The organism is Lentzea aerocolonigenes, assembly GCF_000955955.1.
Taxonomy (GTDB): Bacteria; Actinomycetota; Actinomycetes; order Mycobacteriales; family Pseudonocardiaceae; genus Lentzea; species Lentzea aerocolonigenes_A.
This window is the reverse complement of the sequence record NZ_JYJG01000155.1, coordinates 15,235-39,823: the sequence shown is the minus strand read 5'-3', so window position 1 is coordinate 39,823 and position 24,589 is coordinate 15,235. Positions and strand designations below refer to the sequence as shown.

The window sequence follows — 24,589 nt, the reverse complement described above, 5'->3', positions numbered from 1 at the left end:
GCCATGAGCCGCGTTCCCCTGCGCAGCAACATCGGCGACGCCGGCTCGCCCCGCCCGGACTCGTGGTCCATCGACGCGCCCAACCAGTTCGTCGGCGCGGAACGCATCGCCGCCAAGCGCGGCATCGGGCGCGAGGAGGTCGACCGGTTCGGCGTCCAGTCCCAGACCCGCGCGGCACGGGCGTGGGCGGAAGGCCGCTTCACCGCCGAGGTCGTCCCGGTGAAGGTCGGCGAGGAACTGGTGGAGACCGATCAGGGCCTGCGCGAGACCTCGCTGGAAGCCCTGGCCGCGTTGAAGCCGGTGCTGCCCGACGGCGTGCACACCGCGGGCACCTCGTCACAGATCTCGGACGGCGCCTCGGCCGTGATGGTCGTGGACGAGGACTTCGCGCGGGCACACGGGTTGCGGCCACGGGCGCGGATCGTCACGCAGTGCCTCATCGGCTCCGACCCGTACTACCTCCTCGACGGCCCGGTCGACGCGACCACGCGGCTGCTGGAACGCAGTGGCATGAAGATGGCCGACATCGACCTGTTCGAGGTCAACGAGGCGTTCGCCTCCGTCGTGCTGTCGTGGGCCGCGGTGCACCGGCCGAACCTGGACCGGGTCAACGTCAACGGCGGGGCGATCGCGATCGGTCACCCGGTGGGCAGTACGGGGACTCGACTCATCACCACGGCCCTGCACGAACTCGAACGCCGCGACGCCACGACCGCGCTGATCACGATGTGCGCGGGTGGCGCGATGGCGACCGGCACGATCATCGAACGGATCTGAAGAACGTGGCCGGTGTCGTCACGATCTCGACGACGCCGGCCACGTCAGACATCAACTCAACCGACGGTTACACGTTCGCCCACACGAAATACTGGTTGCTGTCGGCGTCCAGGAGGCAACCGGTCTGCCAGCCGTGCGCGATGTGGTACTGAAAAGCATCGTCCTTGCAGGTCTGAAGACCGTCAGGCGTGTTGGCGTACGGGCCGTCCACGACACGCCACACGAGGACGGACACGTCGTCGGCGGCAACCGCGACCCCGGCCGCCACCGGCGCCACGAGCGCCGCACACGCGACAGCAACAGCGGACACCATCTTCACGAACTTCATGTTCCCCCCAGAGATCGGAAACTTGTTCAGGCACGAACGTAACGCGCCCAGTTCCCGCGAGGGGTCAGCTGATCACACAGTTGCTCATTGCGCGGCACCGTAGACAGGGACCGGGTGGTCATCCGCCACCAGCTTGCGGACCACCTCACCGAGCTCGTCCGGCGACCACCGCGAGCCCTTGTCGACCTCCGGACCGCGCTGCCAGCCGTGCGCCACGCAGATCCGTCCGCCGTCGACCTCGAACATCCGCCCGGTCACGTCCCCGGCCTCCGCGGACCCCAGCCACACCACCAGTGGCGAGATGTTCTCCGGGGCCATCGCGTCGAAGCCGTCCTCCGGCGCCGCCATCGTCGAGGCGAACGTCGCCTCGGTCATCCGGGTCCGTGCCGCGGGCGCGATCGCGTTCACCGTCACGCCGTAGCGAGCCAACTCCGCCGCCCCCACCAGCGTCATGGCGGCGATGCCCGCCTTGGCAGCCGAGTAGTTCGCTTGGCCGACGCTGCCGAACAGCCCGGCCCCGGACGACGTGTTGATCACGCGGCCCGACACGCGCCCGCCCGCCTTGTGCACGGCCCTCCAGTGGGCGCCCGCGTGCCGCAGCAATGCGAAGTGCCCCTTCAGATGCACCCGCACGACCTCGTCGAACTCGTCCTCGCCGCAGCTCACGATCATGCGGTCGCGCACGATGCCGGCGTTGTTGACGAGCACGTCCAGGCCGCCGAACGTAGACACCGCCGCGTCGACCACTCGCGCGGCGCCGGCCCAGGTGCCGATGTCGTCGGTGTTCACGACGGCCCGCGGACCGATCAGCGAAGCCACCTCGGCAGCCGGCCCCACGGAGAGGTCGTTCACCACGACTCGTGCACCGGCAGCGGCGAAAGCCAGGGCGTGCGCGCGCCCGATGCCGCGGCCCGCACCGGTGACGATGACGACCCGGTCCTCGCACAAGCTCATCACGAACCCCCATCAGTGTCGGCAGCGCCCAGGAACGCGGGTACCTCTCCCCCGCCGTGCACGACCAAAGTCGCCCCGGTGACGTAAGAAGCCAGCGGGGAAGCCAAGAACACCGCACACGCCCCGACCTCGTCCGGCGTGGCGAGCCGGCCGAGCGGCACGGTGCGCTCAACAGCCGCAATGCCCTCCGCGGACCCGTAGTGCAGGTGCGACTGCTCGGTCCGAACCATCCCTACGGCCAAGGAGTTCACCCGAACGCGAGGCGCCCACTCCACGGCCAGCGACGCGGTCAGGTTGTCCAGCCCTGCCTTCGCGGCGCCATAGGCAGCGGTACCAGGCGACGGACGGCGCCCGGAGATGCTGCTGACCATCACGATCGAGCCGCCGGAGTCCTTCATGACCCCGTACGCGGCCTGCGACACCAGCAAAGGCGCGAGCAGGTTCAGCTCCACGATCTTCTGGTGGAACCGCGGCGAAGCCTTGTCCGCCAGTGCGAACGGCGCTCCACCAGCGTTGTTGACCACGACGTCCAGCCGCCCGAAACGATCGACGACGGAGGACACCAGCGCGGAAACCTGATCCGCGTCCCGGACATCGCACGGCAAAAACACAGCGCCAGGCACCTCAGCCGGACGACGAGCACACACCACAACGATGGCCCCAGCTGACAGGAAGGCGCGGGTGATCCCGAGACCGACACCCCGCACACCGCCCGTCACCAGGACGACGCTTCCGTCGAGGGACAGTTCCACGATGCACCTACCCCGGTCGCTCCGGCGCTGCTAAATTACCAAGCAATCGCTTGGTTCGGAAGGCGGCGCGATGGGAATCTCCAGCAGCCACACCGAAAACGGCATCATCGAGGTCACGATCGACTATCCGCCGGTCAACGCCATCCCCTCACTCGGCTGGTTCGAGCTGGCCAGGACGATCACCACAGCCGGCGAGGACCCGGAAGCGCGGGTGGTGATCCTGAGAGCCGAGAACCGCGGCTTCTGCGCGGGCGTCGACCTCAAGGAGATGCAACGCACCGAGGGCTACTCGGCGCTCATCGCCGCGAACCGGGGTTGCGCCAAGGCTTTCGCGGCCGTGTACGACTGCGAGGTGCCGGTCATCGCCGCGGTCAACGGCTTCTGCCTCGGCGGCGGCGTCGGCCTGGTCGGCAACGCGGACATCATCGTCGCGTCCGACGACGCGACGTTCGGCCTGCCAGAGGTCGACCGAGGCGCGCTCGGCGCCGCAACGCACTTGGCCCGACTCGTCCCGCAGCACCTGATGCGGACCCTGTACTACACGGCCCGCAACGTCAGCGCGCAAACCCTGCACCACCACGGCAGCGTCATCGAGGTGACCACCCGCGCCCGACTCGACGACGCGGCGCGCGAGATCGCCAAGGAGATCGCGAAGAAGGACCCGACGGTGATCCGCGCCGCCAAGGAGGCGATCAACGGCATCGACCCGCAGCGCGTGCACCAGAGCTACCGCTTCGAGCAGGGCTTCACCTTCGAGCTCAACCTCACCGGTGTGTCGGACCACGCCCGGCAGGCCTTCCTGGACGGAAACCATGCGCGACAAGCGAATGACAGCTGACGAGGCCGTCAGCACCATCAAGGACGGCATGACCGTCGGCATCGGCGGCTGGGGCTCGCGGCGCAAGCCGATGGCCCTGGTCGAAGCCATCCTCAAGACCGACCTCGAAGACCTGACGATCGTCACCTACGGCGGCCCGGACGTCGGGTTGCTGTGCGCGGCGGGCAAGATCCGCAAGCTCGTCTACGGCTTCGTCTCGCTCGACACCATCCCGTACGACCCGTGGTTCAAACGGGCCAGGGAGACCGGCGCGATCGAGGTCCTGGAACTGGACGAGGGCATGTTCCAGACCGGGCTGCGCGCAGCGGGACACCGCCTCCCGTTCCTGCCGGTCAGGGCAGGACTCGGCTCGGACGTGCTCAAGTACGCGCCAGAGCTCAAGACCGTGCGCTCCCCCTACGACGACGGCGAAGAGCTCGTCGCCATGCCCGCGCTGAAACTCGACGTCGCGCTGGTGCACCTCAACCGCGCCGACAAGCACGGCAACGCCCAGTACCTCGGGCCCGACCCGTACTTCGACGACCTGTTCTGCCTGGCCGCGGACCGCCGCTACGTCTCCTGCGAGCGGATCGTGGACAGCTTCGAGGGACCGCCGCAAACGCTGCTGCTCAACCGGATGATGGTCGACGGCGTCGTGGAAGCACCAGGTGGAGCAGGGTTCACGAGCTGCGTGCCCGACTACCCGCGCGACGAGGCGAAACAGCGCGAGTACGCCGAAGCCGCAGCTGAAGGGAGGCTGCCGGCATGAGCGACATCACCAGGGCCGAGATCTGCGTGACCGCGTGCGCCGACCTGTTCGCGGGCGCGGGTGAGACGCTCGCCAGCCCGATGGGCCTCATCCCGTCCCTGGGCGCGAAACTGGCCAGGCTCACCGCCGAGCCCGACCTGCTGCTCTCCGACGGCGAAGCCTTCCTCCTCACCCCTGAGTCCACTGTGGAGGGATGGCTCCCGTACCGCAAGGTGTTCGACGTCGTCGCCCACGGCCGCAGGCACGTCGTGATGGGCGCGAACCAGGTGGACAGGTTCGGCAACCAGAACATCTCCGCGATCGGCGACCACGCCAAACCCACCCGCCAGCTGCTCGGGTTCCGCGGCGCCCCCGGCAACACCATCAACCACCGCACCAGCTACTGGGTCCCACGCCACAGCCCAAGAGTGCTGGTCAACGCCGTCGACGTCATCTCCGGCGTCGGCTACGACCACGCCGTCGGCCCGTACCACGACGTCTACCGGGTCATCACCAACCTGGCAGTCCTCGACTTCGACACGCCAGACCACTCGATGCGCCTGGTCTCCACCCACCCCGGCGTGTCGGTGGACGAAGTCCAGAAGCAGACATCGTTCGAACTGACGGCGGACGACGTCACCGAAACCAGGCTCCCGACCGATCAGGAACTGAAGCTCATCCGGAACGTCCTCGACCCGGACGCCAAGCGGGACAAGGAAGTCCCGTCATGAGAACCGCACTCACCGAACTGGTCGGCGTCAAGCACCCGATCGTGCAGACGGGCATGGGCTGGGTAGCCGGACCACGACTTGTCTCCGCGACGGCGGAAGCAGGCGGCCTGGGCATCCTCGCCTCGGCCACCATGACGTACACCGAACTGGAAGCCGCCATCAAGGAAACCCGCGCTCGCACGGCCAACCCGTTCGGCGTGAACCTGAGAGCCGACGCCCAGGACGCACCGGAACGCGTCGACCTGATCATCCGCGAACAGGTGAAAGTCGCTTCCTTCGCACTGGCCCCGAAACCGGACATGATCGCCAAGCTGAACGACGCGGGCGTGGTCGTGATCCCGTCGATCGGCGCGGCCAGGCACGCCGAGAAGGTCGCCAAGTGGGGCGCCCACGCGGTGATCGTCCAGGGCGGCGAAGGCGGCGGCCACACCGGCGGCGTCGCCACGACTCTGCTGCTCCCGAGCGTGCTGGACGCCGTCGACATCCCGGTGATCGCGGCAGGCGGCTTCTTCGACGGCAGAGGCCTGGCCGCGGCTCTGGCGTACGGCGCGGCCGGAATCGCCATGGGCACGAGGTTCCTGCTCACCCAGGAGAGCACGGTCCCGGACGCGGTCAAACAGGCCTACCTGCACCGAGACCTCAACGGCACAGTCGTCACCACGAGAGTCGACGGACTGCCCCACCGAGTCCTGCGCACCGACCTCGTCGACCACCTCGAACGATCAGGCAGGCTCAGCAGCCTGACCAGAGCGATCACGAACGCCGCGAAGTTCCGGCAGCAAACTGGCCTGAGCTGGCGGGACATGATCAAAGAAGGCCTGGCCATGAAACACGGCAAGGACCTCACGTGGTCCCAGGTGATCATGGCCGCGAACACCCCGATGCTGCTCCGCGCCGGCCTCGTCGAAGGCAGGACCGACGCGGGCGTGCTCGCCTCTGGTCAGGTCGCCGGCCTGCTCGACGACCTGCCCACGTGCGCGGAACTGATCGAAAGCATCATCGAGGAAGCCGAGGAGATCATCGACAGGCTCAGAGACGTTCGATGATCGTCACGTTCGCCTGACCGCCGCCCTCGCACATCGTCTGCAGCCCGTACCGGCCACCCGACCGCTCCAGCTCGTGCAGCATCGTCGTGAACAGCTTCGTCCCGGTGGCACCGATCGGATGCCCCAACGCCAACGCTCCCCCGTTGACGTTCACCCGCCCGAGATCGATCATCAGCTCCTTCGCCCACGCCATCGGCACGGACGCGAACGCCTCGTTGATCTCGAACAGGTCGATGTCCGAAATGGACATCCCAGCCTTGTCCAACGCGTGCCGAGTCGCCCGGATCGGCGCCGTCAGCATGTAGATCGGATCGGATCCGCGCGCCGAGATGTGGTGCACCCGAGCCCGTGGCGTCAACCGGTGCTCACGCACAGCCTGCTCCGACACCACCAGAACCGCCGACGCACCATCAGAGATCTGCGACGACAAAGCAGCTGTCGTCCGTCCGCCCGGTCGCAACGGTTGCAACGCAGCCATCTTCTCAGCTGAAGTGTCGGGACGCGGGCACTCGTCGTGCACAACGCCGTCCACCGGCGCGATCTCCCGGTCGAACCGCCCCTCCTTGATCGCGGTGATGGCCCGCAGATGGCTCTGCAGCGCGTACTCCTCCATCTCGCGCCGCGACAGGTCCCACCGCACCGCGATCAGGTCGGCCGCGCGGAACTGGTTGACCTCCTCGTCGCCATACCGGTGCTGCCAGCCCTCACACCCCTCGAACGGGCTGCCTGCGTTGGACATGGCCGTCATCGCCGACCCGATCGGCACCTGGGACATGTTCTGCACGCCACCGGCGACGATGACATCGGCGGTCCCGCTCATCACCGCCTGCGCCGCGAAGTGCAGCGCCTGCTGGCTCGACCCGCACTGCCGGTCGACCGTCACCCCCGGCACCTGCTCCGGAAACCCAGCGGCCAGCCAGGAAGTCCGCGCGATGTCACCCGCCTGCGGCCCGACGGTGTCCACACAGCCGAAGATCACGTCGTCCACGTCCGTGGGGTCGACGTCCACGCGGTTGAGCAGCGCGGTGATCACGTGCGCGCCCAGGTCGGCCGGGTGCTTGTGGCTCAGCTCGCCACCACGCCGCCCCGCCGGGGTCCGCACAGCCTCGATGATGTACGCCTCGGCCACGAGGGCCCTCCTTATTACGTCTTCGAGTTCTTCCGGCGACCCGTGGCGATGCCGTCGAGCAAGATCGCGAGGTATTGGTCGGCAACCGTCTGGGCGGACAGGCCACCGTCCGGCCGGTACCACCGCACGGCCACCCACACCGTGTCGCGGATGAACCGGTAGGCGAGGTCGACGTCGAGATCCGCGCGGAACACGCCCGCGCTCATGCCGTCCTCCAGCAGCACCGTCCACAACTTGCGGAACTCCACGTTGCGGTCCTCGAGGTAGGAGAACCGCGCGAGCGGCATCAGGTGCTTGGACTCGTTCTGGTAGATCGCGACCTCGGCGTGCCGGGCGTCGATCGCCTCGAACGACGCCACGACCATGGCCTTCAGCGTCTGCTTCGGTTCGAGGCCGGCGTCGACGATCTCCCGGTACGACGCGAACAGCTCGTCCAGGAACGTCCGCAGGATCTCGTCCACCATCGACTCCTTCGAGTCGAAGTGGTGGTACAGGCTGCCGGACAGGATGCCCGCCGCGTCCGCGATGTCCCTGACCGTGGTCTGCCCGTAGCCGCGCTCAGCGAACATCCGCGCCGCGAGCTCCAGCAGCTCCGCTCGCCTGTTGCTCACCGGTCGTTCCTTCCTCATGGGTGCTGACTGCTCACCGAGACGACCTCGCCCGTGAGGTAGGACGAGTAGTCGCTGGCGAGGAACACGATCACATTCGCGACCTCCCAGGGCTCGGCGGCGCGCCCGAATGCCTCTCGGGACGCCAGTTCGGTCAGCAACTCCTCACTGGTGACCTTGGCGAGGAACGGGTGCGCCGCCAAGCTCGGCGCGACCGCGTTCACCCGGATGCCGTGCTCGGCGACGTCCATCGCGGCGCACCTCGTGAGCGCCATGACTCCGGCTTTCGCTGCCGCGTAATGGGCTTGACCCTTCTGGGCGCGCCAGCCGATCACACTGGAGTTGTTAACGACGACACCGCTTCGTTGGACGACCATTTGGCGCAATGCGGCCCTGGTGCAGCGGAAGGTGCCGTTCAGCGTCACGTCCAGCACGCGCGCCCACTCGTCGTCGGCCATGTCGAGCACCGACTTCTCCCCGCCGAGGCCCGCGTTGTTGACCATCACGTCGATGCGGCCGAACCGCTCGACCGTGCCGTCGATCAGCGCTTGGACCTGCTCCTCGTTCGTGACGTCGCACGGGATGGCGTGGGCGGTGCCGAGTGCCTCGTGGGTTTCCTTCAACCGGCGCTCGTGCCAGTCGGAGATGATCACGGTCGCGCCCTCTTCGAGGCAGCGTCTCGCGGTCGCCGAGCCGATGCCCGTGCCCGCCGCGGCCGTCACCACGACGACCTTGTCCTTGAGCAGGTTGTTCTTCAACTCTGCCAGTTTCATTTGGGCAGCCCCAGGATTCGATGAGAGATGATCTCGCGCTGGATCTCGTCCGAGCCGCCGTAGATCGTCTCCGCGCGGCTGAACAGGAACATGCGCTGCCACTCGTTGCCGTCGAGCATCGACTCGGGCCCGAGCGACTCCATCGCGAGCTCGCCGAGCCGGCGGTGCCAGCCGCCCCAGAACAGCTTCAGCACGGACGCCTCCGGGCCGGGGTCGTCGTTCATGGTCCTGAGCGTGTGCGAGCGCATGACGTGCAGCTCCAGCCACGCCCTGGTGAGCTTCTCCCGCATGTGGTCCGGCGCCGCAGCCATGATCGCGTCGAGCTGACGGCGGAAGCTCACCTGGTGGCCGAGCATCGCGGTGCCGCGTTCGAAGCCGAGCGTGGCCATGGCGATCTTCCAGCCCTCGCCGGGCTGCCCGACGATGTTCTCCTCGGCCGTGACAGCGCCGTCGAAGAAGACCTCGTTGAACTCCGAGGTGCCGGTGAGCTGGCGGATCGGCCGGACCTCGATGCCTGCCTGGTTCATCGGCACGAGCAGGTAGGAGAGCCCGTGGTGGCGTTGCGAACCCGGCTCGGTGCGGCACAGCACGAAGATCCAGTCCGAGTAGTGCGCGTTCGACGTCCAGATCTTCTGGCCGTTGATCACCCACTGGCCGTTCACGAGCGCGGCCTTCGTCTGCACATTGGCCAGGTCGGAGCCCGCGTTCGGTTCGGAGTAGCCCTGGCACCACAGCTCGTCGAGACTCTTGATCTTGGGCAGGAAGCGTTCCTTCTGGGCCGGAGTGCCGAACGCGACGAGAGTCGGGCCGAGCAGTCCCTCGCCGACGATGTCGACCTTCGCGGGCGCGTCGGCCTCCGCGTACTCCTCGTGGAAGACGACCTGCTCCTGCACGCTGCGCTCGCCGGGCCAGCCGAGGCACGTCCACCCGCTCCTGGCGAGGTGCCGGTGCCAGCGCAGCCGTCCCTCGAACGCCTCGTGCTCGCGGCCCGGCCCACCCAGGCCGCGCAGCTCAGCGAACTCACCGACGAGGTTGGCGGACAACCATTCCCGCACCTCGCGCCGGAAGGACTCCATGGGCCATACTCTAACCTACCAAGCACTTGCTTTGGAGGCGTTCATGGACAGCGATCCAAGCAGGCAAACGGTTTCAGCTATGCTCGACCGGGCCGCTGCTTCGTACATCGACGCGGAAGCGTTGGTGGACGGGGAAGTCAGGCTCACCTATCCCGCGCTGCGGGCGTCCGTGCACGAGGCCGCGCGTGCTCTGGCCGGGATGGGTGTGCGGCCGGGCGATCGGGTTGCTTTGTGCGCGCCCAACTCCGTGCACTGGGTGATCGCCGCGCTCGGGGCGTTGTGCGCAGGGGCTGCTCTGGTGCCGATCAACACCCGGTTCACCGCCACCGAGACGGTGGACGTGCTCAAGCGCAGTGCCGCGCGGGCCTTGATCGTGGCAGGCAAGTTCCTCGGGCGGGATCGGCTCGCGGAGCTGCGGGCGTTGTCCTCGGATCTGCCCGAAGTGCTGGTGCGATTACCGATCGAGTGGTCCGGGCCCGAAGTGGATCTGCCCGAAGTGTCTCCAGATCACCTCTGCGACGTCATGTACACGTCGGGGACGACCGGGCGCAGCAAGGGGGCGATGAGCGCGCATCGGCAGTCACTCGGGGTGGCTGCGGCCTGGGGTGCTTGTGGTGAGCTGACTTCTGCCGACCGGTACCTGATCGTCAACCCGTTCTTCCACACCTTCGGTTACAAGGCCGGGATCCTGGCCTGCCTGCTCACAGGGGCGACGATGGTGCCGCAGCCGGTGTTCGACGTGGTCGAGACGATGCGGCTGATCGAACGGGAACGGATCACGGTGTTGCCCGGGCCGCCGACGATCTTCCAGACGCTGCTCGACCATTCCGAGCGCGGCTCGTTCGACCTGTCCAGCCTGCGGCTCGCGGTGACCGGGGCGGCGGTGGTGCCGGTGGCGCTGGTCGAGCGGATGCAGTCCGAGCTCTCGCTGACCGTGCTCACCGCCTACGGGTTGACCGAGGCCGTCGTCGCGACGATGTGCCGTCCTGGCGACTCACCGGAGACGATCGCGCACACGTGCGGGCGGCCGATGGCGGACTTCGAGCTCCGGCTGGGTGAACAGGACGAGGTGTTGCTGCGCGGCCCCAACGTGATGCTCGGCTACCTCGACGATCCCGAGGCGACCGCGGCTGCGATCGACCCTGACGGCTGGCTGCACACCGGCGATGTCGGGAAGGTCGACGAGCGCGGCTATCTGTCGATCACCGACCGGCTCAAGGACATGTACATCTGCGGCGGGTTCAACGTGTATCCGGCCGAGATCGAGCAGGCGCTGGCGCGGCTGCCCGGTGTTGCGGAGTCGGCCGTGGTGGGCATGGCGGACGAGCGCCTCGGCGAGGTCGGCGTCGCGCACGTCGTCACGTCGCCGGGCTTCTCGCTGACCTCGGACGAGGTGATCTCGTTCTGCCGCGAACGGCTGGCGAACTACAAGGTGCCGCGGTCGGTCGAGTTCCACCCCGCACTACCCCGCAATGCCGGCGGCAAGGTCCTCAAACACCAACTGCGCAAGGAGAACGCGTGACTGTCTCGTACGAACGGCGGGACGCGGTCGCCGTCGTGACCATGAACCGCCCCGAGTACCGCAACGCGCAGAACTCGGCGATGACCTACGCGTTGGACGAGGCTTTCACGCGCGCGGTCAACGACGCCGACGTCAAGGTGATCGTGCTGGCCGGTGCCGGCGACCACTTCTCCGCGGGCCACGACATCGGCTCGCCCGGCCGGGACGTCGACGTGTCGTTCGAGCGCAAGGCCGTGCTGTGGTGGGACCACGTCGGGCGCGAGGGCGGTGATCTCCGCTTCGCCCGCGAGATGGAGGTCTACCTCGGCATGTGCCGGCGGTGGCGGGAGATCCCGAAGCCCATGATCGCGATGGTGCAGGGCGCGTGCGTGGCGGGCGGGCTCATGCTCGCGTGGGTGTGCGATCTGATCGTGGCCGCCGAGGACGCGTTCTTCGCGGATCCCGTGGTGCGCATGGGAATTCCTGGCGTCGAGTACTTCGCGCACCCGTGGGTGCTCGGGCCGCGGGCCGCGAAGGAGGTGCTGTTCACCGGCGACCGGTTCTCCGCTCAGCGCGCCTACGAGTGGGGCATGGTGTCACGAGTGGTGCCGCGTACGTCCCTCGAGGACGAGACTTTCCAGCTCGCCTCGCGGATCTCGGCGATGCCGCAGTTCGGGCTCGCGCTGGCGAAGAAGGCCGTGAACCAGTCCGAGGACCTGATGGGCATGCGGGCCGGGATGGACTCGGTGTTCGGGTTGCATCACCTCGCACACGCGCACAACGCCGAGGTCAGCCCGGACGCGCTGGCCGGCATGGACGCCCGCTCGATGAAGAAGGCCTCCAGCTGATGGATCTCACGCTCGACGCCGCCACACTGGAGTTCCGGGCCGAGGTGCGGTCGTGGCTGACCGAACACGTGCGGCCGCTGTCCTCGATGGACACTGCTCCGGGCTTCGAGGAGCACCGCACGTGGGAACGGCTGCTGGCGGCTGAGCGCTTGTCGGTCGTCTCGTGGCCTGAGGAGTTCGGCGGGCGCGACCTGGGGTTGCTGCAGTGGCTGATCTTCGAGGAGGAGTACCACGCCGCCGGAGCGCCTGGCCGCGTGTCGCAGAACGGGATCTTCCTGCTGGCACCGACGTTGTTCGCGCACGGCACCGACGAGCAGCGTGCCCGGATCCTGCCGCCGATGGCACGCGGGGACGAGGTGTGGGCGCAGGCGTGGTCCGAGCCAGAGGCCGGGTCCGACCTGGCTTCCTTGCGCAGCACCGCCGTGCGGACCGACGGTGGCTGGTTGCTGCGCGGGCAGAAGACGTGGAGCTCGCGGGCGGCGTTCGCGGATCGGGCGTTCGGGTTGTTCCGGACTTCGCCCGAGGGGCGTCACCGCGGGCTGACCTATCTGATGTTCGACCTGCGCGCTTCCGGCGTGACCGTCCGGCCGATCGCCCAACTGGACGGCGAGCCCGGCTTCGCCGAGATCTTCCTGGACGACGTGTTCGTGCCGGACCGCGATGTCATCGGCGACGTCGGCGACGGATGGCGGGTCGCGATGAGCACCGCGGGCAACGAGCGCGGGTTGTCGTTGCGCAGTCCCGGCCGGTTCGTCGCGGCTGCTGCGCGGTTGGTGGAGCTCTACCGCAAGAATCCTGATCCGGCATTGCGCGATCGCGTTGTCGACGCGTGGATCGGGGCACAGGCCTATCGGCTGCACACGTTCGGAGCGTTGGGGAATCCGCCCACCGGTCCGGCCGCCAGTGTCACGAAGGTGTTCTGGTCGGAGCTGGACGTCTCGGTGCACGAGACCGCGCTCGACCTGCTGGGCGAGGTCGCGCCGGGGTGGCGGGACGGGTGGCTGTTCTCGCTGGCCGGGCCGATCTACGCCGGTACCAACGAGATCCAGCGCAACGTGATCGCCGAACGGATCCTGGGGCTGCCGCGATGATGTTCACGTTGTCGGAGGAGCAGACGGACTTCTCCTCGGTGCTGCACGGCTTTCTCGCCGCCGGGAAACGGGACCTGGCCGAGCTCGGCGTCGACGAGGTGACCGACCCGGTGGATTTGGTCGTGGTGTTCGAGGAGCTGGGACACCACGCGATCACCGGGCCGATGATCGAGTCACTGGCAGTCCTGCCCGCCCTCGGTGTCGGTCCTGGTTCTGTGGCGTTCCCACCTCATGTGCCGCACGCCGTCAAGGCAGACCGTTACTTCCTCGTCGAAGGCGGCACTCTCCACGAAGCGGCCCCCACCGCCGAGCTCTCCTCCGTCGACCCCGCTCGCACCCTCGTCGAACTGACCGCCGGCGCCGTCATCGCCACCGACGTACCCGCCCGCGCGTTCGACCTCGGTGTCCTCACCTGCTCCGCCCAGCTCCTCGGACTCGGCCGCGCCATGCTCGAGATGACCACCGCCCACGTCCTGGCGCGAACTCAGTTCGGCAGGCCCATCGGCCAGTTCCAAGCGGTCAAGCACCACCTCGCGAACGTCCTCATCGGACTGGAACTCGCGCGGCCGCTGGTGTTCGGCGCCGCCGTGACCATGACCCCGCGCGACGTCTCCGCGGCCAAGGTCGCCACCTCCGACGCCGCCTGGCAGGCTGCCCGCACGGCCCTGCAGGTCCACGGCGCGATCGGCTACACGGCCGAGCACGAGCTGAGCCGGTTCCTGCTGCGGACCCGAGCCCTGCGCACCGCGTGGGGCAGCCCGTCGATGCACCGAGCGCGAGTGCTGGAGGCGTTGTGACACCGGAACAAGAGGCACTCCGCGACGCCGTCCGCAGCCTGCTCGACAAGCACTCGGACGTCCGCGCCGCGATCGAGACCCCGCGCGGCTACGACAAGGCGTTGTGGGCCAGGCTCTGCGACATCGGCGTGCTCCCGATCCCCGAGGAGTACGGCGGATCCGGGGCGACGCGCGCGGAAACCCATCTGGCGCTGGAAGAACTCGGCCGCACCCTCACACCGTCCCCGCTGCTCGGTACCGCCATAGCCGCCCAAGCACTCCTGACGTTCGAAGGCAACGGCATACTGCTGCGCCGCATCGCCCAAGGCGCCATCGCGACGGTCGCCTGGGACCACACCGGGATCACGTCGACCGACGCCTTCGACCACCCCGAGGTCAACGCGCGCAGCGACTACCTCGACGGCACCGCGCGGTACGTCCTGGACGGAGACCTGGCCGAGATCCTCCTGGTCAGCGACGGCCGTTCCCTCTACGAGGTCGACCTCGCCGGCGTGACCCGCGAGCACACCCCGACCGTGGACCAGACCCGCCGCCTGGCCACGATCCACTTCAGCAACGCCCCCGCCACCCGCCTGGGCCCCTGGAAAACGGAGATCCAGGACATCGCCCTGGCCGCCCTCGCCGCGGAACAGGTCGGCGCGGCACAGCGAGCCCTCGAACTCACCGTCGAGTACACCAAGACGCGTGTCCAGTTCGGACGGCCGCTCGCGTCGTTCCAGGCGCTGAAGCACCGCATGGCCGACATGCACGTCCTGGTCGAGACCGCGAGGTCGGCCGCCCGAGCCGCGAACGACGAGGTGTCCGCGGCGGTCGCGAAGGTCTACTGCTCGGAGGCGTTCCTCAAGATCGCGTCCGAGATGGTCCAGCTGCACGGCGGCATCGCGATCACCTGGGAGCACGACGCCCACCTGTACTTCAAGCGCGCACACGGCAGCAGCCAGCTGTTCGGGAGTCCGGCAGATCACATCGAGCGCCTCACCCGTTCCGCACAACTGTGATCATTTTCGTGCTTACGCTCCCGGCCCGTGGACGAACGCATCTTGGACCCGGACGGCGTCACCAAAACCGACCTCGGCCCGCACAAGAAGAAGTGACTCTCATGGATGTGAAGACCTACGCCACGGTCACGGACCTGTGTGCGCGGCTCGCCGGCCGGTTGGAGGACGACACCCTGCGGTCGGTGCGCGAGGACTACTTCGGCGGCGAACCCGCGCAGGCCGAGGCCACTCTGCTGCTCTCCATGGCGTACGAGAACATCGGCATCACGGCCGAGGAACGCGCGCTGATCGCGTCCACTTTGGATGATCCGGACAGCGACGACCTCGCCGCGGTGCCGGGCATCGACGAGGTGCCGCCGCTCGCGTACCGCTTCACCGCCCAGGCGCCCGCCGACGCCCCGGACCCGGGCAAGGCCGACATCGTGCTGTCCGCCGACGCCGCCCGGCACGGCGGCCGCCGGTTGCGCCGGGTCTGGCGCGAGCCGCTCGAGGGCGCGCCCGACACCGCGAAGTGGGTGTACGTGCTGCAGGTCGCCGAGGGCGCGAACCTGCTCGGTGCGTTCGCCGGCCTCTCTGGACGGTTGTGGGTCGTCCTGAAGGAGACGTGGCCGCTGGAGGTCCTCGTCGAGGGCAAGCCGCTACCGCCCTACCAGGCCGCGGCCGTCACCGTCGCGCCGCAGATCTGGAGTGTTTAGCACTCGCCGGAACGAGGGACACTCCAGGTGGGACGGTGCCGGGCAGGCTGCCGCGTGCCGCAGGTCGTCCCGCATGGACGCGAGCCTGCGGATGGTCGCGTCGAGTTCGTCCGCCTTCGCCGCGAGCATCGCGCGGTTCGGGCTGGGGCGGCCGTCCGGGGCGAACATCAGCAGGATCTCGTCGAGCGAGAACCCGGCCGAGCGGCAGACCGCGATCAACGCCAGCTGTTCGAGCACGGTGGTCTCGAAGACCCTTGCGAGACCGCGGCGGCGAACGCAGCTGATCAGGCCGCGTTCCTCGTAGTAGCGCAGGGTCGAGGCCGGCACGCCCGAGCGGCGCACGACCTCTCCGATGCCGATTTCGACTCTGTCCACGACACTTGACCTCAAGCCGACTTGAAGTAGGACGGTGGGAGCATGACATCTGAGGTCAACAGCGAGCAGGCCGAGTGGTGGAACGCCGCGGGCGAGGGCTGGGCGAACGCGCAGCAGGTCGTCGACCTGGTGCTCCGGCCGTTCGAGGAGCTGCTCGCCCAGAAAGCGCTCGAGCGTCCGCGGGATCGGGTGCTCGACGTCGGGTGCGGCACGGGCGCGGTCACCAGGGCGATCGCGGACGCACTCGGCGACGGTCCGGAGTGCGTCGGTCTCGACATCTCCCGGACCATGATCGCCGGAGCCGCGCAGCGCGGCAAAGTCCGGTTCGTGCTCGGCGACGCGCAGGTCCACACCTTCGACGAGACGTTCGACCTGGTCGTGTCGCGGTTCGGGGTCATGTTCTTCGACGACCCCGCTGCCGCGTTCCGGAATCTGCTGCGAGCCACCACGCCCGGCGGTGAGCTGTGCTTCATCACCTGGCGGTCGGCCGAGGAGAACACGTTCATGACGACCGCGCAGAGAGCCTCCGCGCCGTTCCTGGCGGACACACCGCCGCCAGATCCCAGCGGACCGGGACCGTTCTCGCTCGCTGACGCCGACAGAACGCGCGAACTCTTCGAGCAGAGCGGCTGGAGCGGGATCGTCATCGAGCCGGTGGACCGTGTTTGCACCATGCCCGAGGAACTGCTCGTGCCGTACCTCAGCAACCTCGGGCCGATCTCCCGTGCGCTCAAGGCAGCGCAGGAGGCCGACCGGCCGCGGATCATCAGCGAGGTCCGCGGCGCGTTCGACGAGTTCGTGCACGGCGACGAGGTGCGGATTCCGGCCGCCTGCTGGCAGATCACCGGGCAAGCGCTGTGACCGTCGGCCTTTGCCCCGTCTTTCGACGGGCAGACGGGCGCATCGCGGTGCCGACCCCCGCCCCCCATATCGGGCATATGGGGGGCGGGGGTCGGTGCCGCGAGGCGTCCTGCTGAGCGCCGAAAGACGCGGTGAAGGTCGGCGGTCACAGCGCTTAGTGCCATTCTGACTGGCGCTGCCAGGTCAGCAGGTTGTCGAGAACCTCACCCGACCAGCCGCGCGCGTCCAGTTCGGCGTGCGAGGCGTACCGGCCGCGGTAGAACAGCAACGGCTGCGCGTCGCGGGTCGGCCCGAGCTCCACGACCGAGCCGATGACCATGTGGTGGTCACCGGCCTCGTGCACCGCTGACACCTGGCAGTCGACCCAGGTCAGGGCGCCGTCGAGCACAGGAGAACCGGTGCTCGACGGCGTCCACGCCACGCCGGCGAACTTGTCCTCGCCCGCTCGCCCGAACACCGCCGAGACCTCTTTCTGGTCCTCCGCCAGCACGTTCACGCAGAACGAGCCGGACGAGGCCATCGCCGCCCAGCTGCGCGAAGTCCGTTGTGGACAGAACAGCACGAGCGGTGGGTCGAGCGACAACGCCGCGAAGGCCTGGCAGGCAAAGCCCACCGGGCCGTCCGCGGACATGCCGGTCACCACGGTCACTCCGGTGCAGAAGTGACCGAGTACCGAACGGTAGCGGGCCGCTACTTCTGACCCACGCTGAAGTCGTGTCCCCACAGGCTCACCGCCGTGCTCTCGCGTGCGATCCAGTCCTCATCGGACACCTGCCGTCCCTCGCAGCCGAACTCGACGTCGAACCCGCCGGGTGTCTTCATGTAGAACGACAACATCAGGTCGTTGACGTGCCGGCCGAGCGTCGCCGACATCGGCACCTTCCTGCGCATGGCCCGGTCCAGCGTCAGGCCCACGTCGTCGGTGTTCTCGACCTCGACCATCAGGTGCACGATCCCGCTCGGCGTCGGCATCGGCAGGAACGCGAGGCTGTGGTGGCGCGGGTTGCAGCCGAAGAACCGCAGCCACGCCGGTGGTCCGTCGGCCGGACGTCCGACGAACTGCGGAGGCAACCGCATCGAGTCGCGCAGCCGGAAGCCCAGCACGTCGCGGTAGAAGTGCAGCGCGGCCTCGTCGTCCGAAGTGGACAGAACCACGTGACCGAGGCCCTGCTCCTCGGTCACGAAGCGGTGGCCGTACGGAGAGACCACCCGCCGGTGTTCCAGTGCGGCACCGTGGAACACCTCGAGCGTGTTGCCGGACGGATCCTCGAACCTGATCAGCCCGTTCACCCGCCGCTCGGCCAAATCCCCGGCGGTGCCCTCGGTGTAGGACACCCCGGCCGAAGCCAGCCGTTTCGCCACTTCCTCCAGCTCGGCCTCGGTCGCGGCCTCCCAGCCAGAGGCCTGCAACCGGTCCTTCTCCCCCGGCACGATCACCAGTCGCGCCGGGAAGTCGTCCATCCGCAGGTAGAGAGCGCCCTCGGTAGAACCTTTGCCCTCGACCATGCCGAGGATCTTCAACCCGAACTCGCGCCACCGCGTCATGTCGGTGGCCTCGATCCGGAGATAACCCAGCGATCGGATCCCCATCACGCCTCCGTCAAGAAATCGAGCGCGAGCCGGTTGAACTCGTCGAACTTCTCCAGCTGCGCCCAGTGCCCGCACCCGCCGAACACGTGCAGCTGCGCCCGCGGGATCAGCTTCATCGCGAGCAACGCGCCGTCCAGCGGATTCACCCGGTCCTCGCGTCCCCACACGAGCAGAACCCGTTGGCGCAGCTTGTAAGCGTCACGCCAGAGCATCCCCTGCTCGAAGTCCGGACCGGCGAACGACTTGCCCAGCGCCGCCATCGCCCGCAACGAATCGGGCCGGCGAGCGGCCTCGAACCGTTCGTCGATCAGCTCCTCGGTGATCAGTGACTGGTCGAACACCATGATCCGCAGGAACTCCTCGATCTTCTCCCGCGTCGGCGTCCTGGCGAACGCGCTGAGCTTGCGCACGCCCTCGGTCGGATCCGGCGAGAACACGTTGAGGGACAACCCGCCCGGCCCCATCAGCACGAGCCTGCCCGCTCGTTTGCCGTGGTCCAAAGCGAATCGGACCGCGGTGCCGCCCCCGAGCGAGTTGCCCAGGATGTGCGCCTGCTCGACGCCCAGCTCGTCGAGCAGGTCTTTCAACGCCCTGGCCGCGAAGGTGAAGTACTGGTCGTGCTCGGCGGGTTTGTCCGACTGGCCGTAGCCGGGCATGTCGACGGCCAGCACGCGGAACGACTTCGCGAACACCGGGATGTTCGCACGGAAGTTGCTCATCGCCGACGCGCCGGGCCCGCCGCCGTGCAGCAGCACCAGCGTCTCGGAGTGGTCCGTTCCCGCTTCGTGGTAGTGCAGCCTGGTCATCTCAACCCCTCAGAACAGCCCGTCGCGGACCTGGATGCCGAGCTCGTTCTTGCCGTACAACACCAGCACGCGCTCCGGGTCGTTGGCCGCGTGCACCCGTGCGGCGTGCGCGTCCCGCCAGAACCGCGGCAACGGCAGACCGGCGTTGATCGCCTTGCCGCCCGCGCTCTCGAAGAGCCGGTCGATCGCGGAGATCGCCCGCGCACTGCCCAGCACCTGGTCACGCCGAGCCCGCAGCCGCAGGTCGATCGGGATCTTCGTGCCCGCGACGGCGTGTTCCCACTCGTCGTTGATGTCCTTCTCTAGCTGCCACCACGCGGTGTCGATGTCGTTGGCCGCGGTGGCGATCCGGACCTGCGCGAACGGGTCCTCGACCGCCTTCTCACCCAGATAGGCGGCACGGACGCGTTCGCGGGTCGCGCCGACGTGGATGTCGTACGCCCCAGCAGCCATGCCGATCATCGGCGCGGTGATCGCGTACGGGTGGATCGTCCCGTAGGGCATGCGGAACAACGGCCCCGGGTTGACGTCCTGGCCAGGACAGATGCAGCGCGCGGTGTGCATCATGCTCAACGTCCGGTGCTCCGGCACGAACACGTCCTCGACCACGATGTCGTTGCTGCCCGTGCCGCGCAGGCCGACCGTGTCCCAGACGTCGTTGATCGTGTAGTCGCGGATCGGCAGCAGGAACGTGCGGAAGTCGACGGGTTTGCCCTCGTCGTTCATCACCAGGCCGCCCACGAGCACCCACGTCGCGTGGTCGCAGCCGGACGAGAAGCTCCACTTGCCGCTGAACCGGAACCCGCCCTCGACCGGCGTCGCGCGACCGGTCGGCGCGTACGACGACGAGATCCGCGTGTCCTGGTCCTCGCCGAAGACCTCTTCCTGCGCTTGGACGTCGAACAACCCTACGTGCCACGGGTGCACGCCCAGCACGGACGCGACCCAGCCGGTCGACCCGCACGCGCTCGCGATCAGTTTGACCGCGGTGTAGAAGTCGAGCGGATGCGACTCGAAACCGCCGTACCGCACGGGTTGCAGCATCCGGAAGAACCCGGTCTCCTGCAAGGCCTTCACCGACTCCGGTGGCACCTTGCGCAGCTCCTCCGCCTCCGCCGCGCGCTCGCGAAGGGCCGGCAGCAGCTCGCGCACCTTGCCGAGGATTTCCTCGCTCATCGGACTTTCTCCCTGCTCAGCTCCAGTGCGATGTCGATCAGCTGGTCCTCCTGGCCGCCGACGAGCTTGCGTTCGCCCGCGCGGACGAGGATCTGCGCGCCGGACACGCCATAGCGTTGCGCCTGCGTGTACGCGTGTTTGAGGAAGCTGGAGTAGACGCCCGCGTAGCCCATCATCAGCGCCATCCGGTCGAGCAGGCACTCCTCTGGCATGACGGGCCGGACGACGTCCTCGGCCGCGTCCACGATCTTGAAGAAGTCGACGCCGGTCTCGAACCCGAGCTTGTCGCACACGCCGACGAACGCTTCCAACGGCGTATTTCCCGCGCCGGCACCGAATCCACGTACGCTGCCGTCGATCTGCTGCGCGCCCGCTCGTGCCGCGGCAACGGAGTTCGCGACACTCAGCCCGAGGTTCTCGTGCCCGTGGAACCCGACCTGCGCGTCATCACCAAGTTCAGCGACCAGCGCTTCGACCCGTTCGGAAACCTGTTCCAGCACCAGGGCTCCGGCCGAGTCGACCACGTAGACGCACTGACAGCCCGCGTCCGCCATGATCCGCGCCTGCTTCGCCAACGCCTCGGGCGGCTGTGAGTGGGCCATCATCAGGAACCCGACGGTCTCCAGCCCGCGCTCACGTGCGAGCTGGAAGTGCTGCACGGACACGTCGGCTTCGGTGCAGTGCGTGGCGATCCGGACGATGGAAGCCCCGTTGTCCTGTGAGATCAGGATGTCGTCCTTCACCCCGACACCGGGCAGCATCAAGACCGCGATCTTGGCCTGCCGAGCGGTCTCGACCGCGACCTTGATCAGTTCTTGCTCCGGTGTGTGGCTGAAGCCGTAGTTGAACGACGATCCGCCCAACCCGTCGCCGTGCGTCACCTCGATCACCGGAACCCCGGCGCCGTCGAGTGCCGCCACGATCGAGCGCACGTCGTCGGCCGTGAACTGGTGTCGCTTGTGATGCGAGCCGTCACGCAGTGACGTGTCGGTCAACCGCAGAACTGGACGCTGCTGCACGGGCGATCTCCTCCCCCACCTTGGTCGCGGCGGCCGTCATGATGTCGAGGTTCCCGGCGTACTCGGGCAGGAAGTCGCCCGCTCCCGCGACTTCGACGAAGATCGCCACCCGGCCGGCGTCGTACTGCGGTTCGCGCAGCAACCGGAATCCCGGGACGTACGAACGGATGTCGGTCTCCATCCGGGCGATCGAGTCCGTGATCGGATCCGGGTCGGCGTCTTCGGGAATCGCGCAGAAGATCGTGTCGCGCATGATCATCGGCGGGCTCGCCGGGTTCAGCACGATGATCGCCTTACCTCGCGACGCTCCCCCGATCGCCTCGATGCCGTGGCTGGTCGTGCGGGTGAACTCGTCGATGTTGGCCCGCGTCCCCGGCCCCGCGGAGACGCTGGCCACACTCGCGACGATCTCCGCGTACTCCACCGGTACGACCCGGGAAACCGCGTGCACCATGGGAATCGTGGCCTGGCCGCCGCACGTGATCAGGTTGATGTTGGGCGCGTCCTGGTGCTCGCCGAGGTTCACCGGCGGCACCACGTACGGCCCGACCGCCGCCGGGGTCAGGTCGATCGCCCGGATCCCCGCCTCCGCATAACGCGGCGCGTTCGCCCGGTGCACCGCCGCGGACGTCGCCTCGAAGACGATGTCCGGCAGCTCGTCCTGACGCAGCAACCACTCCGCGCCGTCGACCGACACCTCCAGCCCCAGCGACGCCGCACGCTTGAGCCCCTCGCTGGCCGGGTCGATGCCCACCATCCAGCGCGGTTCCAGCACCTCGGAACGCAGGAGTTTGTAGAGCAGGTCGGTGCCGATGTTGCCGGACCCGACGATGGCCGCCTTCACCAAGTCACCCCTATTCGAACTTCAGGTCGACAGAGCCAAGTCCGGCGAACTCGGCGTGGAACTCGTCGCCCGGCCGCGCGTCGATCGCCCGCGTGCACGATCCGGGCAGCACGATGTCCCCGGCCAGCAGCCGGACGCCGAACGAGCCGACCTTCTCCGCCAGCCACGCCACCGCGATCGCCGGATCACCGAGCACCGCGTCACCACGTCCCTCGGCGACGACTTCACCGTTGCGGCGCAAGGTAGCCGCAACTCCGCAAATGTCCAGTTCGGACGGATGCACCCGCTCGGAGCCCAGCACGAACCCGGCCGACGACGCGTTGTCCGCGATGGTGTCCTGCAAGCCGATCCGCCAGTTCTCGATCCGGCTGTCGATCAGCTCGATGGCCGGCGCGACGAACTCCGTGGCGGCGAGCACGTCCTCGACCGTGCAGCCTTCGCCCGGCAGGTCCTGGGCCAGCACGAATGCGATCTCGACCTCGACGCGCGGATACAGGTATGCCGACGCGTCCGCGGTTCCGGCCAGTTGCATGTCGTCGAGCAGGTGACCGTAGTCGGGTTCGTCGACGCCCATCATCTGCTGCATCGCCAACGACGACAGCCCGACCTTGTGGCCGATGACGTCGCGGTTGCGGTGCCGGACGTTGAGCAGCTGGATCTCGTACGCGTCCACCACGTCGATCTCCGGATACAGCTCGACCAGCGGCCTGATCGGCACGCGGTCCCGTTCCGCCACGCGCAGCAACTGGGCGGCCGCCTCACGTTTCTGGATCGTCAGCACCTGGCCTCCTTCGAGACGTGTTGCCCGGCACGGCGGCCTGAGAAAACGCAGTCGGCGAGCGCGAGCCCGCTGACGTAGGACTCCGAGCACACCCCGACCGCCGACCGGCCCGCCGCATACAGGCCCGGAACTCCCTGCACCTGACCGGTTTCCTCGTCCACGACGAGTCCGCCGAGGGTCAACATCGGGCACGGATAACCGAACCCGGCCCGCACGCTCACGTTGATCAACGAATACGGCGGCGTCCCGAACGGCTCCGGCGTGCCGATGCCCGCCTTGGCCGCGACTTCCCCGATCGTGGGTGCCGTGACCAGGCCGCGGTTCAGGAAGTACCGGACCTGCCACTTCTGGAACGGCGCGGTCTGCGTCCGCACCTGGGCTCGTGCCACGCGCAGGATGTCGTCGTCGATCAGCAGCCACGCCTTGCCGCCGCGCTCGACGATCTCGCTCCCGATGGCCGCGCCGTACCGCGTCGGGTCACCGAACCGCTGCCCAGCCGAGTCGACGAGCACTCCGCGTTGCAACGCACTGGGTGGCGTGACGAACCGCCACACCGAAACCTTGTCCAGCCGCCCAGCCTTGCCACCAGCGGCGATGCCGAGCCGGATGCCGCCACCGTCATCACCGGGCGTGCCCAGCGCCAGCCCACCTCGGTGCGCCGGAGCGTTCTCGTGCACCATCGTGCGGTCGGCGATGAACCCGCCCGCCGAGATCACGACACCTTGCCGCGCGGTGATCGTCAGCGGCCGTCCGAAGCGGCCTTCCAGCCACGCCGCCAGCCCGAACAGCCTCCTGCCGAGCGGCGGGTAGTAGAGCCACGGCTTCGCTCCGGCCCTGGTCAACGCGCCGTGCAACGCCTTCGGCAGGCCAGCCAACGCCCGGCAACGAACGCCCGTCACCCTGCCGTCGGTCGTGATCAGCTCCTGAGCGCGGGTCTGCGGCATGACCCGCGCGCCCGCACGCCGGGTCGCCTCGGCCAATCGAGCGAAGAAAGCCTTGCCGGATGTGCCTTTCGCCCTGGTCCGATGCCCGCGCGGAGCCGGATCGGGATACGCGTCCTCACTGCCGGACTGGTACAGGTAGTAGTCGTCCGTCGGGTACGAGGTCTTGAACGGGCACAGGCTCGCGTCGAACGGCACACCCTGGTCCTCCAGCCAGGCCAGCATCTTGGCGCTGTCCTCGCAGAACCGCCGCAGCGTCGCCTCGGACACCGCGTCCCGGACCTCGTGCTTGAGGTAGGAGAACATCGCCTCGGGCGTGTCGGTGACCCCGGCCTCGACCTGCTGCCGCGTCCCACCGCCCGCGTAGACGACTCCGCCGGAGAGAGCGGTGGCCCCACCGCCCGCGAACCGGTCCAGGACCACCACGGACGCACCGGCCGCCGCGGCTTCGATGGCGGCGCACGCGCCGGCCGCACCGAAGCCGATGACGACCACGTCTGCGGTGACATCCACGACCAGCACCGTGT

The 24,589-nt window shown here is 68.4% G+C and carries 28 protein-coding genes; 12 read left to right on the top strand and 16 right to left on the bottom strand.

The genetic code is table 11. The features are described 5' to 3' along the window. The coding region (locus UK23_RS22765; RefSeq protein WP_045313629.1) for an acetyl-CoA C-acyltransferase at positions 1–777 on the top strand (777 nt) is incomplete at its 5' end. 67 nt (positions 778–844) lie between these two features. On the opposite strand, the gene UK23_RS22760 is transcribed toward UK23_RS22765, so the two are convergent. From UK23_RS22760 to UK23_RS22750, 3 genes are all read right to left on the bottom strand, one after another. Continuing rightward, on the bottom strand, positions 845–1,105 hold the full coding sequence (locus tag UK23_RS22760; RefSeq protein ID WP_045313623.1) for a hypothetical protein: 261 nt from the start codon (positions 1,103–1,105) through the stop codon (positions 845–847). A gap of 84 nt (positions 1,106–1,189) precedes the next feature. After that, positions 1,190–2,059 (bottom strand): SDR family oxidoreductase, encoded by an 870-nt coding sequence (locus UK23_RS22755; RefSeq protein WP_045313622.1) that lies wholly within the window; start codon positions 2,057–2,059, stop codon positions 1,190–1,192. Then, a complete protein-coding gene (locus UK23_RS22750) occupies positions 2,059–2,811 on the bottom strand; it encodes an SDR family oxidoreductase (RefSeq protein ID WP_045313621.1) in 753 nt (250 codons plus the stop codon). Before UK23_RS22750 ends, UK23_RS22755 begins: the two co-directional genes overlap by 1 nt. A 70-nt stretch (positions 2,812–2,881) precedes the next feature. Between UK23_RS22750 and UK23_RS22745 the strand changes: the two genes are divergently transcribed. Genes UK23_RS22745 through UK23_RS22730 form a run of 4 tightly spaced genes read left to right on the top strand, consistent with a single transcriptional unit; the run spans position 2,882 to position 6,153 of the window. Beyond that, positions 2,882–3,649: an enoyl-CoA hydratase family protein gene (locus tag UK23_RS22745; RefSeq protein ID WP_045313620.1), complete on the top strand. Its 768-nt coding sequence runs from the start codon at positions 2,882–2,884 to the stop codon at positions 3,647–3,649. Beyond that, positions 3,624–4,397 carry a CoA transferase subunit A gene (locus UK23_RS22740; protein WP_045313619.1) on the top strand — a complete coding sequence of 258 codons (774 nt, stop codon included), beginning with the start codon at positions 3,624–3,626 and terminating at the stop codon, positions 4,395–4,397. The genes UK23_RS22745 and UK23_RS22740 overlap by 26 nt, the downstream gene beginning before the upstream one ends. Then, complete coding sequence (locus tag UK23_RS22735; protein ID WP_045313618.1) at positions 4,394–5,107, top strand: CoA-transferase subunit beta; 714 nt, start codon at positions 4,394–4,396, stop codon at positions 5,105–5,107. The genes UK23_RS22740 and UK23_RS22735 overlap by 4 nt, the downstream gene beginning before the upstream one ends. Further along, positions 5,104–6,153 carry an NAD(P)H-dependent flavin oxidoreductase gene (locus tag UK23_RS22730; RefSeq protein WP_045313617.1) on the top strand — a complete coding sequence of 350 codons (1,050 nt, stop codon included), beginning with the start codon at positions 5,104–5,106 and terminating at the stop codon, positions 6,151–6,153. The genes UK23_RS22735 and UK23_RS22730 overlap by 4 nt, the downstream gene beginning before the upstream one ends. Here UK23_RS22730 and UK23_RS22725 read toward each other — a convergent pair. Genes UK23_RS22725 through UK23_RS22710 form a run of 4 tightly spaced genes read right to left on the bottom strand, consistent with a single transcriptional unit; the run spans position 6,137 to position 9,739 of the window. Then, a complete protein-coding gene (locus UK23_RS22725) occupies positions 6,137–7,282 on the bottom strand; it encodes an acetyl-CoA C-acetyltransferase (protein ID WP_045313616.1) in 1,146 nt (381 codons plus the stop codon). The genes UK23_RS22730 and UK23_RS22725 overlap by 17 nt on opposite strands. A 14-nt stretch (positions 7,283–7,296) precedes the next feature. Beyond that, positions 7,297–7,911, bottom strand: a complete 615-nt coding sequence (locus tag UK23_RS22720; protein ID WP_045313615.1) for a TetR/AcrR family transcriptional regulator — start codon at positions 7,909–7,911, stop codon at positions 7,297–7,299. Continuing rightward, entirely contained in the window at positions 7,908–8,663 is a 756-nt protein-coding gene (locus UK23_RS22715; protein ID WP_045313614.1) for an SDR family oxidoreductase, read from the bottom strand. The genes UK23_RS22720 and UK23_RS22715 overlap by 4 nt, the downstream gene beginning before the upstream one ends. Then, a complete protein-coding gene (locus tag UK23_RS22710; RefSeq protein ID WP_045313613.1) occupies positions 8,660–9,739 on the bottom strand; it encodes an acyl-CoA dehydrogenase family protein in 1,080 nt (359 codons plus the stop codon). Before UK23_RS22710 ends, UK23_RS22715 begins: the two co-directional genes overlap by 4 nt. Before the next feature lie 43 nt (positions 9,740–9,782). Between UK23_RS22710 and UK23_RS22705 the strand changes: the two genes are divergently transcribed. The 6 genes from UK23_RS22705 (at position 9,783) to UK23_RS22680 (ending at position 15,669) form a co-directional block, all read left to right on the top strand. Next, on the top strand, positions 9,783–11,261 hold the full coding sequence (locus UK23_RS22705) for a FadD3 family acyl-CoA ligase (protein ID WP_045313612.1): 1,479 nt from the start codon (positions 9,783–9,785) through the stop codon (positions 11,259–11,261). Next, the gene (locus tag UK23_RS22700; RefSeq protein WP_045313611.1) at positions 11,258–12,088 is read left to right on the top strand and encodes an enoyl-CoA hydratase; all 831 of its coding nucleotides are present in this window, start codon (positions 11,258–11,260) and stop codon (positions 12,086–12,088) included. Before UK23_RS22705 ends, UK23_RS22700 begins: the two co-directional genes overlap by 4 nt. Then, the gene (locus UK23_RS22695) at positions 12,088–13,179 is read left to right on the top strand and encodes an acyl-CoA dehydrogenase family protein (RefSeq protein WP_045313610.1); all 1,092 of its coding nucleotides are present in this window, start codon (positions 12,088–12,090) and stop codon (positions 13,177–13,179) included. Before UK23_RS22700 ends, UK23_RS22695 begins: the two co-directional genes overlap by 1 nt. Continuing rightward, on the top strand, positions 13,176–13,976 hold the full coding sequence (locus UK23_RS22690; protein WP_045313609.1) for an acyl-CoA dehydrogenase family protein: 801 nt from the start codon (positions 13,176–13,178) through the stop codon (positions 13,974–13,976). Before UK23_RS22695 ends, UK23_RS22690 begins: the two co-directional genes overlap by 4 nt. Then, entirely contained in the window at positions 13,973–14,974 is a 1,002-nt protein-coding gene (locus tag UK23_RS22685) for an acyl-CoA dehydrogenase family protein (protein ID WP_156213317.1), read from the top strand. The genes UK23_RS22690 and UK23_RS22685 overlap by 4 nt, the downstream gene beginning before the upstream one ends. Before the next feature lie 101 nt (positions 14,975–15,075). Further along, the gene (locus tag UK23_RS22680) at positions 15,076–15,669 is read left to right on the top strand and encodes a hypothetical protein (RefSeq protein WP_045313607.1); all 594 of its coding nucleotides are present in this window, start codon (positions 15,076–15,078) and stop codon (positions 15,667–15,669) included. Here the strand turns inward: UK23_RS22680 and UK23_RS22675 are convergent. Beyond that, a complete protein-coding gene (locus UK23_RS22675; protein ID WP_045313606.1) occupies positions 15,613–16,044 on the bottom strand; it encodes a helix-turn-helix domain-containing protein in 432 nt (143 codons plus the stop codon). The two genes, UK23_RS22680 and UK23_RS22675, sit on opposite strands and share 57 nt — an antisense overlap. Before the next feature lie 42 nt (positions 16,045–16,086). On the opposite strand from UK23_RS22675, the gene UK23_RS22670 reads away from it, so the two are divergent. Further along, the gene (locus UK23_RS22670; RefSeq protein WP_045313605.1) at positions 16,087–16,905 is read left to right on the top strand and encodes a class I SAM-dependent methyltransferase; all 819 of its coding nucleotides are present in this window, start codon (positions 16,087–16,089) and stop codon (positions 16,903–16,905) included. A gap of 154 nt (positions 16,906–17,059) precedes the next feature. Here the strand turns inward: UK23_RS22670 and hsaB are convergent, their stop codons facing one another. Genes hsaB through UK23_RS22630 form a run of 8 tightly spaced genes read right to left on the bottom strand, consistent with a single transcriptional unit; the run spans position 17,060 to position 24,575 of the window. After that, positions 17,060–17,629 carry a 3-hydroxy-9,10-secoandrosta-1,3,5(10)-triene-9,17-dione monooxygenase reductase subunit gene (gene hsaB / locus UK23_RS22665; RefSeq protein WP_045313604.1) on the bottom strand — a complete coding sequence of 190 codons (570 nt, stop codon included), beginning with the start codon at positions 17,627–17,629 and terminating at the stop codon, positions 17,060–17,062. Continuing rightward, a complete protein-coding gene (gene hsaC / locus UK23_RS22660; protein ID WP_045313603.1) occupies positions 17,596–18,495 on the bottom strand; it encodes an iron-dependent extradiol dioxygenase HsaC in 900 nt (299 codons plus the stop codon). The genes hsaB and hsaC overlap by 34 nt, the downstream gene beginning before the upstream one ends. Next, the gene (hsaD, locus tag UK23_RS22655; RefSeq protein WP_045313602.1) at positions 18,495–19,301 is read right to left on the bottom strand and encodes a 4,5:9,10-diseco-3-hydroxy-5,9,17-trioxoandrosta-1(10),2-diene-4-oate hydrolase; all 807 of its coding nucleotides are present in this window, start codon (positions 19,299–19,301) and stop codon (positions 18,495–18,497) included. Before hsaD ends, hsaC begins: the two co-directional genes overlap by 1 nt. 9 nt (positions 19,302–19,310) lie before the next feature. Beyond that, complete coding sequence (gene hsaA, locus UK23_RS22650; RefSeq protein WP_045313601.1) at positions 19,311–20,477, bottom strand: 3-hydroxy-9,10-secoandrosta-1,3,5(10)-triene-9,17-dione monooxygenase oxygenase subunit; 1,167 nt, start codon at positions 20,475–20,477, stop codon at positions 19,311–19,313. Next, on the bottom strand, positions 20,474–21,496 hold the full coding sequence (gene dmpG / locus UK23_RS22645; protein ID WP_045313600.1) for a 4-hydroxy-2-oxovalerate aldolase: 1,023 nt from the start codon (positions 21,494–21,496) through the stop codon (positions 20,474–20,476). The genes hsaA and dmpG overlap by 4 nt, the downstream gene beginning before the upstream one ends. Beyond that, a complete protein-coding gene (locus UK23_RS22640) occupies positions 21,450–22,340 on the bottom strand; it encodes an acetaldehyde dehydrogenase (acetylating) (RefSeq protein ID WP_231114625.1) in 891 nt (296 codons plus the stop codon). The genes dmpG and UK23_RS22640 overlap by 47 nt, the downstream gene beginning before the upstream one ends. Positions 22,341–22,350: 10 nt before the next feature. Beyond that, positions 22,351–23,121 carry a 2-keto-4-pentenoate hydratase gene (locus UK23_RS22635; RefSeq protein ID WP_045313598.1) on the bottom strand — a complete coding sequence of 257 codons (771 nt, stop codon included), beginning with the start codon at positions 23,119–23,121 and terminating at the stop codon, positions 22,351–22,353. Further along, complete coding sequence (locus UK23_RS22630) at positions 23,115–24,575, bottom strand: FAD-binding protein (RefSeq protein ID WP_082114885.1); 1,461 nt, start codon at positions 24,573–24,575, stop codon at positions 23,115–23,117. Before UK23_RS22630 ends, UK23_RS22635 begins: the two co-directional genes overlap by 7 nt. Positions 24,576–24,589: the final 14 nt, after the last annotated feature.